At 67.6% G+C, this 14535-nt stretch carries 9 protein-coding genes; all 9 read right to left on the reverse strand.

Annotation, left to right across the window (positions count from 1 at the left end):
- Positions 1-8 precede the first annotated feature (8 nt).
- Positions 9-1526 (reverse strand): lipopolysaccharide biosynthesis protein, encoded by a 1518-nt coding sequence (locus C8J24_RS06685; RefSeq protein ID WP_107931126.1) that lies wholly within the window; start codon positions 1524-1526, stop codon positions 9-11.
- Between the two features lie 118 nt (positions 1527-1644).
- Positions 1645-4419, reverse strand: coding sequence for a DNA polymerase I (polA, locus tag C8J24_RS06690; protein WP_107931128.1), 2775 nt, complete (start codon positions 4417-4419; stop codon positions 1645-1647).
- 78 nt (positions 4420-4497) lie between these two features.
- Positions 4498-5607 carry a serine hydrolase gene (locus C8J24_RS06695; RefSeq protein ID WP_208620916.1) on the reverse strand — a complete coding sequence of 370 codons (1110 nt, stop codon included), beginning with the start codon at positions 5605-5607 and terminating at the stop codon, positions 4498-4500.
- 116 nt (positions 5608-5723) lie between these two features.
- Positions 5724-7301, reverse strand: a complete 1578-nt coding sequence (gene nadB, locus C8J24_RS06700; RefSeq protein WP_107931130.1) for an L-aspartate oxidase — start codon at positions 7299-7301, stop codon at positions 5724-5726.
- 100 nt (positions 7302-7401) lie between these two features.
- Positions 7402-8682, reverse strand: coding sequence for an MFS transporter (locus tag C8J24_RS06705; protein ID WP_107931132.1), 1281 nt, complete (start codon positions 8680-8682; stop codon positions 7402-7404).
- A gap of 52 nt (positions 8683-8734) precedes the next feature.
- Complete coding sequence (locus C8J24_RS06710) at positions 8735-9985, reverse strand: arsenic transporter (RefSeq protein ID WP_107931134.1); 1251 nt, start codon at positions 9983-9985, stop codon at positions 8735-8737.
- 398 nt (positions 9986-10383) lie between these two features.
- Positions 10384-11691, reverse strand: coding sequence for a xylose isomerase (gene xylA, locus C8J24_RS06715; RefSeq protein ID WP_056406591.1), 1308 nt, complete (start codon positions 11689-11691; stop codon positions 10384-10386).
- Between the two features lie 9 nt (positions 11692-11700).
- Positions 11701-13146: a xylulokinase gene (gene xylB / locus C8J24_RS06720; RefSeq protein ID WP_107931136.1), complete on the reverse strand. Its 1446-nt coding sequence runs from the start codon at positions 13144-13146 to the stop codon at positions 11701-11703.
- Positions 13146-14300: a glycoside hydrolase family 43 protein gene (locus C8J24_RS06725; protein WP_107931138.1), complete on the reverse strand. Its 1155-nt coding sequence runs from the start codon at positions 14298-14300 to the stop codon at positions 13146-13148. Before C8J24_RS06725 ends, xylB begins: the two co-directional genes overlap by 1 nt.
- Positions 14301-14535: the final 235 nt, after the last annotated feature.

Consider the following 14535-nt stretch of genomic DNA (forward strand, 5'->3'; position numbering starts at 1 on the left):
GGGCCGGATCAGCGGACCGGCGACCCGCTCCGCGGCAGCGTCGCTTCGCTGGGCTTGGGGGTCTTGGCGAACAGGGCGCGGTCGGCTGGCCCGAACGCCCATTTCCACAGGATGAAGAGATAGGTCGCGGCGATCGCCGGCTCGCCGACCGCGAGTTCGACCCATTCGAGCCGCTTGGGCAGCGCGGTAAAGCCCGCGCCCACGACGATCGCGGCAAGCGCCGCCCAAACCAGCGGCCAGCGCCACGGCGAGACGCTCGCGCCGAGCAGGCTTCCGAGCAGCCGCGATTTGATCACCGACGTCAGCGCGACCGAGATCATGAGCGCGATCGCGGGCCCCGCAGCCTGATAATTGACCGGATAGCCAAGGCGGCGGATCGCGAAGATCAGCGTGAAGCTGAGGCCGATCTGGAAGGCGAGCATCACCGCCGAGATCATCAGATTGCGGTGCCGCGCGATATAGACGAGCGCGGATTCGCTGACCGCGCCGCTCGAGGCGAGGAATTCGGCGGTCAGCAGGAAGGCGAGCGCGGCGGTGCCAGCGACGAATTGCGGCCCGACCACGCCCATCACGGCCTCGCCGGGGATCGAGCCCATCAGCGCGAGCCCGCCCTGTGCCGCCATGATCCAGAACGCGACCTGGCGGACCTGGTTGGCGATCGCCGCGCGGTCGTTGATCGCAAGACTCTGCGTGATGACGGGGCCGAGGATCGGGTCGAAGCTCGTCTTGAGCTTCTGCGGCAGGCTCGCGACCTGTTGCGCCATATAATAGATGCCGACGACCTTGGGCTCGAACATCACGCCGAGGATGAAGCGGTCGACGTTGCGGCTGCCCCATTCGAGGATGTCCGCGCCCGCCAGCGGCACATTGGCGCGCGCGAGCGCGTAGAGCGGGCGCAGATGCGGCGACCAGCCGCGCGGCAGCCCGTAGCTTCGCACGAACGGCACGAGGCTGGCGATCAGCGCCGCGGTCATCGACGCGACATAGCTCAGCACGAGCCCGTCGCGGATCGTGAAATAGGAGAAGGCCCAGGCGGCGATCGAGATCGTCCACGGCTCGACCACCGCGCGCGCGGTGACCGCGGCCTTGACGTTCAGCCGATAGGCGAGCGCCGCCAGGCTGACGTCGGACCAGGCGACCGCGACGATGATCAGCGGCAGGAACCGGTCGAGCCCGGTGATCGCCGTATTGGGATACATGATCTCGGGGAAGGTGAAGAGCACCGCGCTCGCGATCAGCGACGCGACGAACGCCACCGCCATCGCATCCCACACGACATAGGCGTGCGGCCGCTCGGTGCTGCTCAGCGCCTGCGCGAGACCGCGCTTGAGACCGAGCGTCGCCAGCAGCGCGGCGAGTTCGACCACCACGACCGCGATCGCGAAGCGGCCGACCAGGTCCGGGCCGTAGATGCGGCCCGCGATGAACAGGAACGGGATGCGCGCGGCGAGGCGCAGGACGAAGCCCGCAATGTTGGTCCGACCGCCCTTGGCGAGCGTGTCGATATCCTTGGTCGATTCGGTCACGGGCGACCGCCGCTGGTGCGCCGCGCCGCGGCAAAGCCGCGTCGTTGGCCGGAGCAAGCGCTCCGCCGGCCGCGCTTGTGCGAGTCAGCCGGGCGCGGCCGGCTGCCGCCCTGCGCGATCAATGCGCTGCGCCCCAGCTCAGGCCGGTGCCGATCTCGATCCCCAGCGGCACGTCGAGCGTCACCGCCGGCTCGGCCGCGGTCGCCATGACGCGTTCGATCACGGGCTTGGCCGCCTCGACATCGCCTTCGGGCAGTTCGAACACGAGTTCGTCGTGGACCTGAAGCAGCATGCGCACATTCGGCAACCCGGCCTCGAGCAGTGCCGGGCCCATGCGGACCATCGCGCGCTTGATGATGTCCGCGCTCGTCCCCTGAATCGGCGCGTTGATCGCTGCGCGCTCGGCGCCCTGGCGTTCGTGCTGGATCTTCGAGCGGATCCGCGGGAAATGCGTCTTGCGGCCGAACAGCGTCGTCGTGAACCCGGTCGCGCGGACGCTTTCGGTGGTGTCGACGATGTAGCTCGAGATGCCGGGGAAGCGATCGAAATAGCGGTCGATCATCGCCTGCGCCTCGTCCGCGGACACGTCGAGCCGGCCGGCGAGCCCCCAGCGCGAAATGCCGTAGAGGATCGCGAAGTTGATCGTCTTGGCGCGACCGCGCGTGTCGCGGTTGACCTCGCCGAACAGCTCCTGCGCGGTCAGGCTGTGGATGTCGTCGCCGTTCGCGAACGCCTGCTTCAGCGCGGGGACGTTGGCCATGTGCGCGGCCAGCCGCAGCTCGATCTGCGAGTAATCGGCGGCGAGGATCACGTTGCCGGGCTCCGCCACGAACGCGTCACGGATCTGGCGGCCGATCTCGGTGCGGATCGGGATGTTCTGCAGGTTGGGATCGGTCGACGACAGCCGCCCGGTCTGCGCGCCGGTCAGCGAGTAGGACGTGTGGACGCGGCCCGTCGCCGGGTTGATCTGCGCCTGCAACGCATCGGTATAGGTGGATTTAAGCTTCGAGAGCTGGCGCCAGTCGAGGACCTTGCGCGCAATCACCGCGCCGGGTGAATCCTTGTCCGCGGCGATCCGCTCGAGTTCGGTGACGTCGGTCGAATAGACCCCGGACTTGCCCTTGCGGCCGCCCTTGATGCCCATCTTCTCGAACAGCACGTCGCCGAGCTGCTTGGGGCTGCCGATCGTGAACGGCGCGCCGGCGAGCGTGTGAATCTCGGTCTCGAGGCTCGCCATCTGTGCGGCGAACTCGGTCGACAGCTTCGACAGTTTCGCCGCGTCGACCTTGATCCCGTGCATCTCCATCTGCGCGATGACGGGGACGAGCGGGCGGTCGACCATCTCGTAGACGCGCGTCGAACCCTCGGCGGGCAGGCGGCGCTTGAACCGGCGCCACAGGCGGAGCGTCACGTCGGCGTCCTCGGCGGCATAGTGGGTCGCGGCCTTGAGGTCGATTTCGTTGAAGCTGCGCTGCGACTTGCCGGTGCCGACCACGTCCTTGAACGCGATGCAGGTGTGCGAAAGGTGCGTCGCGGCAAGCTCGTCCATGCCGTGGCCGTGAAGCCCGGCGTCGAGGTCGAAGCTCATCAGGATCGTGTCGTCGAACGGCGCGATCGTCACGCCCCCGGTGGCGGCATAGGCGCGGGCCAGCACGATCATGTCGTATTTCAGATTATGGCCGATCTTGAGGATGCTCGGATCCTCCAGCAGCGGCTTCATCTTCGCCAGCACGATCGCGCGGTCGATCTGGACCGGGTTTTCCGCGAGCAGATCGGTGCCGCCATGCGCGATGGGCACGTAGCAGGCGAGGTTCGGATGCAGCGCGAGGCTGATCCCGACCAGATCGGCGCGCGTCGCGTCGATCCCGGTCGTCTCGGTGTCGATCGCGATCCAGCCCTGATGCTTGGCCAGCGTGATCCAGCGGTCGAGCGCCGCCTCGTCGACGACGGTCTCGTAATCGTCATGCTTGCATGGCTCGTCCGCGTCCATGTCCGCGACGACGGTCGACTCGGCGACCGGTGCTTCGGCGACGGCGGACAATTTGGCGATCAGCGACTTGAAGCCGTGATGATCAAGGAACGCGCGCAAGGGGGCGTCGGGGATACCCTTGAGCTCGAGATCCTCGAGCGGCTCGGGCAGCGCGACGTCGCATCGGAGCGTGACCAGCACCTTCGACAGCCGCGCCATCTCGGCATGCTCGATCAGATTGTCGCGCAGCTTGCCCTTCTTCATGCCCTCGGCGGCGGCGAGCACCGATTCGAGATCGCCATGTTCGAGGATCAGCTTAGCAGCGGTCTTCGGGCCGACGCCGGGAACGCCCGGCACATTGTCGACGCTGTCGCCCATCAGCGCGAGCACGTCGCCGAGCTGCGATGGCGTGACGCCGTGGAATTTCTCCGCGACATGCTCCGCACCCAGCCGGCGGTTGTTCATCGTGTCGTACATGTCGAGCCCGGGCTCGATCAGCTGCATCAGGTCCTTGTCCGACGAGACGATCGTGACCGACCAGCCCTGCGCCAGCGCAGCCTTCGAATAACAGGCGATGATGTCGTCCGCCTCGAGCCCCTCGGTCTCGATGCACGGCAGCGAGAAGGCGCGCGTTGCGTCGCGGATCATCGGGAACTGGGGGACGAGATCCTCGGGCGGGGGTGGACGCTGTGCCTTGTACTTGTCGTAGAGATCGTTGCGGAACGTCTTCGACGACTTGTCGAGGATGACCGCCATGTGGGTGGGGCCATCCGCGGCATGGACCTCGTCCGCGAGCTTCCACAGCATCGTGGTATAGCCGTACACCGCGCCGACCGGCTCGCCATGCTTGTTGGTAAGCGGCGGCAGCCGGTGATAGGCGCGGAAGATATAGCCGGAGCCGTCGACGAGATAGAGATGGGGCATCGCGCGCGGTCTAGCGGATGCGCGCGCGCGGACCAATGGGCGAAGCGTGGTTGTTGGGTATCAGGTGTGAGGAAAATCTCAGACCGACGGGCGGGCGCCACCGGCATGCGCGGCGACCGCCGCGGCGACCGCCTGGATCAGCATCTGGCGTTCGCGGATCGGCCGCAGCGTGTCGCCGATCATCACCGCGATCGCATAGCGCTTGCCGTCGGGCGCCGTCAGGAGCCCGACATCGTTGAAGCCGGCGTTGCGGGGACCGAGATCCTGGCCGGTGCCGGTCTTGTGCGCGATCCGCCACCCCGCGGGCAGCGCGGCGCGCAGCCGGGCGCGGCCGGTGACCGACGCGCCCATCGTGTCGAGCAGGACCTGCGTCGAGCTGGCGCTGAGCAATTCGCCCCGCGCGAGCCGGGCCAGCGCGTCCGCGATCGCGATCGGCGCGGCGCCATCGGGCGGATTGGCGACATAGGCGTCGAGTGCGGCGGCGCGGATCTGCGGATCGAGCCGTGCGCGGGCGACCGCAAACGCGTTGCCGAGCGCATAGGCGGGTTGCCAGACGAGCCCCGCCGTCCCGCTTTGCAACAGCCGCTCGCCCGGACCGAAGCGGATCTCGCCGAGCTGTTTGCGCAGGATCATGCCGCGCACCGCGCGCGGGCCGCCGACATAGCTCAGCAGCCGGTCGTTCGCGGTATTGTCGCTATGCGTCAGCGCACGTCTGAGCAATTCCCCGACGGTGGTGTGATAGCCGTCGCCGGTCACGAGCATCGCGATCGGCTGATGGAACAGCGTCAGATCCTCCGCGCGGACGACGACCGGATCCTCGAGCTTCGCCTTGCCCTGGTCGCGCAGGTCGAGCAGCGTGATCGCGACCCAGAGCTTGCTGACCGATTGCTGCGGCAGGCGCTGGCGTCCGCCGGCCTCGACCGTCCAGCCCTCGTCCACCGCGCGGATCGCGATCCCCGCCTTGCCCGCGAAATCATGGTGCAAGGCGTCGATCGCGGTGACGAGCGGAGCGGGCGCGGCACGGGTGGCGCGTGCGGTGGGTAATGGGACCGGGATCGATACGCTGGTGGTCCCATCGCCCTGCGGCGCGGCGCCGGTCGCACCGGGGCGTGACGTCGAGCCACAGCCGGTCAGCGCGAGCGCGATGCCGCCGGTCACGAAAAGACGCGCGAACCTGCCAATTGCCATGGGTGTCGGATATCCTGCGATAGCGCTACGATCCTGATACGGTCCGGACTGCCGCGATACGCCCCGCGCGACTGGCTGCGACGAACTGCACGTCCGATGCGCCGGGACGCGGAACGTCAGGGCGTCAGGACCGTATCGACAGCCTCCGGCAGCATCTGCGGATAATCGAGCGTGTAGTGCAGGCCACGGCTTTCGTGACGGTGCAGCGCCGAGCGGACGATCAGTTCGGCGGTCTGAAGCAGGTTGCGCAGTTCGATCAGGTCGGGCGTGACGCGGAAATGCTGGTAATATTCGGCGACCTCCTCGTTCAGCATCGCGATCCGGTGCTGTGCGCGTTCGAGCCTTTTGGTGGTGCGGACGATGCCGACATAATTCCACATGAAGCGGCGGATCTCGGTCCAGGTCTGCTTGATCACCACCTCCTCGTCCGAATCGGTGACGCGGCTTTCGTCCCAGGGACGGATCGGCGGCGGCGGGGGCAGGCTGTCCCAATCGGCGGCGATGCTGTCCGCCGCGGCCTCGCCGAACACGAAGCATTCGAGCAGCGAGTTGGACGCCAGCCGGTTCGCGCCGTGCAACCCCGATTCGGTGCACTCGCCCGCCGCATAGAGCCCGGGAAGGTCGGTCTTGCCATGCTCGTCGACGACGATCCCGCCACAGGTGTAATGCTGGGCTGGGACGACGGGGATCGGCTGCGTCGTCATGTCGATACCGACGGTCAGCAGCTTTTCGTGGATGTTCGGAAAATGATGCCGGATGAAGTCGGCGGGCATGTGGCTGATGTCGAGATGAACGTAATCGAGCCCGTAGCGCTTGATCTCGGCGTCGATCGCGCGCGCGACGATATCGCGCGGCGCCAGCTCCATCCGGACGGGATCATAATAGGTCATGAAACGCTTGCCGGTGGTCGGGTTGATCAACCGTCCGCCTTCGCCGCGTACCGCCTCGGTGATCAGGAAATTCTTGACCTCCAGATTGTAGAGGCAGGTCGGGTGGAACTGCATCATCTCCATGTTCGACACGCGCGCGCCCGCGCGCCAAGCCATCGCGATGCCGTCGCCCGTCGCGCCGCGTGGCGCGGTCGAGAACAGGTAGGTGCGGCCCGCGCCCCCGGTCGCGAGGATCGTCGCGCGCGCCGTGTAGAGCGCGACGCGTCCGGTGCCGCGGTCGACCGCATAGACGCCCCAGACCCGGCCCGCGCCCGAATAGCGGATCTCGTGCCGCCCGGTGGCAAGGTCGATCGCGACCTGATCGGGGACCAGCGTGATGTTGGGGTGCGCTTCGGCGGCTCTCTGCAGCGCCTCCTGCACCGCCCAGCCGGTCGCGTCGGCGACATGGACGATCCGGCGATGACTGTGGCCGCCCTCGCGCGTCAGGTGCAGCGCGTTCCCCTCGGTCTCGAACGGCACGCCGAGATGGGTGAGCCGTTCGATCGCGGCGGGGGCGCCCTCGACCACCATCTCGACGATCCCGCGATCGTTCAGCCCGGCGCCGGCGACCATCGTATCCTCGACATGATTCTCGAACGTGTCGCCGGGTTCGAGTACCGCGGCGATCCCGCCCTGTGCCCAGGCGGTCGACCCTTCGTTGAGCGCCCCCTTGGCGAGCACGGTGACGGTGAAACGGTCGGCGAGGGTGAGCGCGGCGGTCAGCCCGGCCGCGCCGGAACCGATGATGAGAATGTCGCTGGTCATGCGGCTCGGGATCCGGGGCAGGGGACAGGGTGATGTGGGGTCCTGCTGTTGCACGAAAGTGAGACCACAGGACAGTGGGTGTTCGGATCGATTTCCCGACTTACACTTGGCCGCCCTTCTTCGTCTCCGGCATCGCGATCATGTAGAGCAGGAACCCGGCCCCCGCGATCGCCGCGAGGGTGAGGAAGTTCGCGCTGTAGCCTGCCCAGACGATGATCGATCCCGCCAGCGTCGCCGACAGCGCTGCGCCGAGCCCCTGCGTCGTCGCGACCGCACCCTGGCTGACGTTGAACCGGCCGCTGCCTTCGGTCAGGTCGGCGATCACGACGGGGAACAGGGCACCGAAAATACCCGCGCCGACGCCGTCCAGTGCCTGCACGCCGACCAGCCAATAGGGGTCGTCGGACAGCGTGTAGAGCGCCCCGCGCGCGGCGAGGAACCCGAAGGCGACGAGGAACAGCGGCTTGGTGCCGAGCCGTTCGGCATGACGGCCGACGAAGATCGCGACGGGCACCATCACGAGCTGTGCCGCGACGATGCACGCGGCGGTCAGCGACGTCGCCTGATCCTTGCCGACGGTGCGCGCGAGCAGCTGGCTGACCGAGGTCAGCATCGCGGCGTTCGCCAGATGGAAGAGGAACGCGATCACCGCAAAGGTCATGAGCGGCCGGTTCTCGATCAGCGTCTTCCAGCCGCTCGGCTCGTCGCAGTCCGCATCAGGCTCGCAGTCGAGGCCACGCGCGACGGCATTGTCGATATCGTCGTTGTGGAGCCGCGTCGCGGTGACGATGCTGGCGACGGTCAGCGCGCCCATCAGCCAGAAGACCACGACCGGCCCGAACGTCCAGGCGAGCACGCCCGCGAGCCCGGCGGACACCGCATTGCCGGCATGGTTGAACGCCTCGTTACGGCCGACCCGCTTGGCGAACATCTTTGGCCCGACCAGACCGAGCGTGATCGCTGAAATCGCGGGGGCGAAGATCGCGCCGGCGACGGCGGCGACCGACTGGGTGATGGTCACCACGGTGAAGCCCGTGACGAACGGCAGCGACATGCTGGCCAACGTCACCAGCAACGCTGCCACCATGACGATCCGCGGCTTGTTGCGGCTCTTGTCGATCAGGCTGCCGGCGGGCGTCTGCGCGATCAGGCCGACGATCCCGGCGATCGTCAGGACCAGCCCGACCGTCGCCTCGTTCCAGCCATGCGTGGGGCCGCGGACCGCGACCAGATAGATGGCGAGATAGGGCCCGAGCCCGTCGCGCACGTCGGCAAGGAAGAAGTTGAGCGCGTCGAGCGTGCGTCCCGCCGGCGCATGACGGTGGGGAGCTTTGCCGCCGGGGGGGTGGCGGGAGGGTAGGGAAGCGGAGAGGGTCGCCATGGTCGGTCCTTGGTCCTGGAAAAGAGGGGGCGGCAGAGAGGAACTTCGAGGGTCAGCCGATCAGCAGGCGCGTGCCGAGCGCGGCGGCGAGCGCGGGAATCATCGTCACCGCGCCGACCTTCAGGAAGCGCAGGAACCCGACATCGAGGCCTTCGCGGCGGATCGCCTGGAGCCACAGGATCGTCGCGAGCGACCCGGTGATCGACAGATTGGGACCGAGATCGACGCCGATGAGCAACGCGTCGACGACGACGCGCGGCGGCTGCGCCTGCGCGACCGCGGTGCTCGCGATCAGCCCGGCGGGAAGATTGTTGACCAGGTTCGACCCGAAGGCGAGCATCGTCCCCGCGGTCATCGCCGCGCGTGCAGGATCGGCGGCCTCTGCGCGCAACCACGCCGCGACATGGCCGATGACGCCGCTATGATCGAGCGCCTCGACCAGCACGAACAGCCCGGCGACGAGCGGCAGCACGCTCCACGACACGTCGCGGACGACCATGAGGGGTGACATGCGGACCAGCAGGCAGATGGCGATCGTCGTCGCGACCCCGGCGATGCAGGTCGGCAACCCGAGTTGCACGTCGAACGCCGAGGCCAGCAACAACACGACCGCGGTGACGACGATCCCCGCCAGCGCCGCCTTGCCGCCGATGGTCAGCGGCGTGCGCGCAATCTCCGTCTCGCATTGCCCGACGAGTCGTGCACGCTCGGTCCAGCGGAGCGCGCCATAGGTCACGACGATCGCCGCGACCGATGGCAGCGCGAACGACGCGAACCACTGGCCGAGCGGGGGCATCGTGCCGCCATAGAGCACGAGGTTCGCCGGATTGGAGATGGGCAGCACGAAGCTTGCCGCGTTGGCGATCAGCGCGCAGGCGAACAGCAGCGGCAGCGGATCCGCCTTCGCCTTGCGCGCAGCGGCATAGACGGCGGGCGTGAGCACCACCGCGGTGGCGTCGTTCGACAGGAAGGTCGTGGTGACGATCCCGGTGACATAGACGAGCGCGAACAGGCGGACGGGCGACCCCCGCGCGCCGCGCGCGGCGGTCGCGGCGATCCAGTCGAACAGGCCCTGCTGGCGCGCGGTCTCGCTGAGCAGCATCATGCCGATCAGGAAGAGATAGACGTCCATGCCCTTGCCGACCGCGGTCAGCCCGGCAGCGATCGGCAACAGACCCAGCGCGAGCAGCGCGACCGCGCCGGCGACCGCCCAGACCGCTTCGGGCAGGCGGAACGGGCGCGCGATCACCCCGGCCGTTGCCGCACCGCAGATTGCCCAGGTCAGACCAATCCCGGCGGTCACGCGCAGAGTCCGTCGCTGCTTCCAATGCGGCACCGATCCGGCGCGACACAGCAGCTATAATCGCCATAACGACCAGCATAGCCGGCCATCACCCTGGTCCTCGTCATGGTCTTTTCAGACTAGGCGGTGTGATCGGGAAGTGTTGTTGCCCTAATGATTGTATTACGCATCGATCCGGCCCCTGACATGACTTGCGGACAACTGGTGTCAGGCGCGACAACACAGCAGCAGGGGCAAAGGGCCCCGCTGCGATCGTGACAAATCGTTCATGTGGCAATCGGACCCGGATTGACGGGTTTATTGCCTGTTCCCAGCGGCTTGATTGCAGCGGCTGGGCGGCGAGCGGCGGCAAGGCCGGGGCCCGTCCGTCAGGACGTGGCCCCGGCGTCGCGGGTCGATCAGAGGAAGCGGTTGATCAGGTTTTCGAGGCGTTCCTGCTGGCCCGAAACGGGCTTCGGATCAATGTCGCGCTCGACCGCAAGATCGGCGATACCGGCCAGATCGAGCCCGCCGATCGTGCTGCCGAAGTCACCGTCCCAGCCGGCATAGCGCTTGGCCTTGATCGCATCGACCCGACCATCCTCGATGATCGCGGCAGCGGCGAGTAGGCCCTTCGCGACGACGTCGATGCCGCCGACATGGCCGTAGAACAGGTCGGCCGCGTCCATGCTCTGGCGCCGGACCTTGGCGTCGAAGTTGAAGCCGCCGGTGGTGAAGCCGCCGCCGCGCAGGATCTCGACCATCGCCAGCGTCAGTTCCTCGACCGAATTGGGGAACTGGTCGGTATCCCAGCCATTCTGAGGATCGCCGCGATTAGCGTCGATCGACCCGAAGATGCCGAGCGCGTTGGCGGTCGCGATCTCGTGTTCGAAGGTATGCCCCGACAGCGTGGCGTGGTTCGCCTCGATGTTGACGCGCACCTCGTTCTCGAGCCCGTAGCGCTTGAGGAACCCGTACACCGTCGCGGTGTCGAAGTCGTACTGATGCTTGGTCGGCTCGTGCGGCTTGGGTTCGATCAGGATCGTGCCGGTGAAGCCGATCTTGTGCTTGTGCTCGACGACGAGGCTCAGGAAGCGGCCGAAATTGTCGAGTTCGCGCTTCATGTCGGTGTTGAGCAGCGTCTCATAGCCTTCGCGACCGCCCCACAGCACGTAGTTCTGGCCGCCGAGACGATGCGTCGCCTCGAGCGCGTCGCGGACCTGCAGCGCGGCAAAGGCATAGACTTCGGGATCGGGGTTGGTCGACGCGCCCGCGGCATAGCGCGGATGGCTGAACGCATTGGCGGTGCCCCAGAGCAGCTTGCGGCCCGACGCGGCCTGGAGCTGTTCGAGATGGTCGACGGCTTCGGCGAAGAAGCGGCGATGCTCGGTCACGTTGGCGGCATCCGCCATGACGTCGACGTCGTGGAAGCAGTAATAGGGCACGTCGAGCTTCTTGAAGAAATCGAACGCGACCTCGCGCTTGTGCGCCGCGGCGGCCGAATCGTTGGCGCCGGCATGCCAGGGGCGGTTGAACGTGCCCCCGCCGAACACGTCCGACCCCGGCCAGCAGAAGGTGTGCCAGAAGCACGCGGCGAAGCGCAGATGCTCCTCCATCGTCTTGCCGAGCACGACCTTGGACTTGTCGTAATAGCGATAGGCCAGCTCGTTGCTGCTGTCGGGGCCCTCATATTTGATCTGGGGGATATCGGCGAAGAAGTCGGACATCGGGGGTTCCTATGACTTGGGGGTGATACGGGGATAGGCCTGGCGGAACGCCGCCTTTTTCTCGGCGAGCGCGGCGACGAGTGCGGGGTCGGGGGCGATGCGGTGCGACACGGGCGGTGCGACGCAGACGGTCGCGGGATCGCCGCCATCGACACCGAGTTGCGCGAGCCGCGCGGCGCCGAGCGCGGGGCCGACCTCGCCGCCCTGAAGATAGACGAGTTCGACCTCCATCGCCGCGGCGAGCACCGCGCCCCAGTAGCGCGAGCGCGCGCCGCCGCCGATGACCGCGAGGCGTTCGACCGTCGTCCCCGCCGCGCGCAGCACGTCGAGCCCGTCGGCGAGTGCGAAGGCGACGCCCTCGAGCACCGCCTGCGACAGCCGGCCGGCATCGGTGTCATTGTCGAGCCGGAGAAACGCGCCGCGGACCTCGGCATCATTGTGCGGGGTGCGCTCGCCCGACAGATAGGGGAGGAAGATCTCGGGGCCGCTGGCGGGACCGGCGGCTTCGGCCCGCGCGAACAGGTCGGCCGGGCCGGTCGCGCCGGTGATCCGCGCGACCCAGTCGATGCACGACGCGGCCGACAGATGGACCGACATCTGGTGCCACATGCCCGGCAGCGCATGGCAGAAGGCATGGACCGCGCTATCGGCGTTGGGACGGAACTCCTTCGTCGCGACGAAGATCACGCCCGAGGTGCCGAGCGAGAGCAATGCGTCGCCGTCCGCGACCACGCCGACGCCGACCGCACCCGCGGCATTGTCGCCGCCCCCCGCCGCGACGGGGACCGGCGGTATGCCCCAGAGTTCGGCGACCTCGGCGGTGAGCGTGCCGGTGATCTCGGAGCCTTCGTACAGCCGTGGCATCTGCGCCTGCGTCAGTCCGCACGCGGCCAGCAGCGCGTCGCTCCAGCTCCGCGCGGCGACGTCGAGCCACAGGGTCCCTGCGCTGTCCGACAGGTCGGATGCCTTGTCGCCGGTCATCAGCAGGCGGACATAGTCCTTGGGCAGCAGCACGGTCGCGATCTTCGCGAAGATCTCGGGCTCATGCTCGCGCACCCAGAGCAGCTTGGGCGCGGTGAAGCCCGGCATCGCGATGTTGCCCGCGATTGCGCGCAGGTCGGGCACCGCACGCTCCATCGCTTCGCACTCGGCAAAGCTGCGGCCGTCGTTCCACAGGATCGCGGGGCGTAAAGGGCGGTCGTCGGCGTCGAGCAGGGTCGCGCCGTGCATCTGCCCGGCAAGCCCGACGCCGCGGACCGAGCGGCGGACGGCCGGGTCGATCGCCTGGACCGCCGCGGTGGTCGCGTGCCACCATGCATCGGGATCCTGTTCGGACCAGAGCGGATGCGGCCGCTGGACGCTCAGCGCGGCGACGCCCTGGCCGACCACGCTGCCGGCCTCGTCGAGCACCACGGCCTTCACGCCCGACGTGCCGATGTCGATTCCCAGGAACATCAGTTGACGAACGGATCGATGGTGGGGATCGAGCCGTCGGCGGCGAACTTCAGCTCGGTCACCTTGACGTTGCGCAGGTGGTTCTTGTTGCTCAGCTGCGTGTCAGCATAGAACAGCCACCATTTCTTGTTCCACTCGATGATCGAATGGTGGCTCGTCCAGCCCTGTACCGGCTTCAGGATATGCCCCTTGTACGTGAACGGCCCGTACGGGTTGTCGCCGGTCGCATAGTTCAGGAAGTGCGTGTCGCCGGTCGAGTAGGTGTAGTAATATTTGCCGCCGCGCTGGAAGACCCAGGACGCCTCGAAGAAGCGCCGCTCATGATCGCCGCCGAGCACGGGCTTGCCGGCCTCGTCGAGGATCTGGACGTCGCGCGGCGTCTCGGCAAAGCTCTTCATGTCGGGGTTCAACCGCGCGATCTTGCCCGACAGCGCGGGCTGGTCGTCCTGGCCGAGATCGGTGTCGGAGCCGTTGGGGTCGAACTTGCCGTCCTTCCAGCGCTGCAGCTGGCCGCCCCAGATGCCGCCGAAATACATGTAGCTGGCGCCGTTCGCGTCGGTGAACACCGCGGGATCCATCGAGAAGCTGCCCGCGATCGGCTTGGGGTCCGCCTTGAACGGGCCGACCGGGCTCTTCGACGTCGCGACGCCGATGCGGAAGGTGCCGAGCCCGTTCTTGTCGAGCTGTTTGTCGCGCACCGGGAAATACAGATAATAGGTGCCGTTCTTATAGGCCGCGTCGGGCGCCCACATCTGCTGCGACGCCCAGGGCACGTCCTTCACGTCGAGCGCGACGGGGTTCACCTTCACCGGCCCGCCGATCCGGTCCATCGACAGCACGCGGTAATCGCGCATCGCATATTGGTTGCCCAGATCGTCGTCGGCAGTCGTCACGTCGATGTCGTGGCTCGGATAGACGTAGATCTTGCCGTTGAAGACATGCGCTGACGGGTCGGCGGTGTAGATGCTGGTGACCAGCGGCTGCGACAGATAGCGCTTGCCCTCGGGGCTGCGCGGTTCGCCCTGCGGCTTGGCGGCGGACTGCGCCGTCGCGGTCCCGCCCGTGAAGAGCGCGGGTGCGAGACCCGCCAGCACGGGAATGACCAGAGCGGAGACGGCCAGCAACGGGACCGCGCGCGCACGGCGGGCGGGCATGGGGAAACGGAGGCGCATGACCTTAATGATCCTTCCTAAGAGCTGGTCTTCTACGAGACCTGTCCTCCGCCGGGGCGGGAGATAGCGCTATCATATCCCTCCCGTGCGCCGGAGCAAGAGGGTTCCGCATCATCGCGCACGAAAAATACCCCATGAAAAGAACGGCAGGCGTCTCGCAACGGGGCGAGTCGTCCATCGTGACCCGACGACGATGACCAACTCGGGATCGGATCGC

This window comes from Sphingomonas aerolata (genome assembly GCF_003046295.1).
Classification (GTDB): domain Bacteria; phylum Pseudomonadota; class Alphaproteobacteria; order Sphingomonadales; family Sphingomonadaceae; genus Sphingomonas; species Sphingomonas aerolata.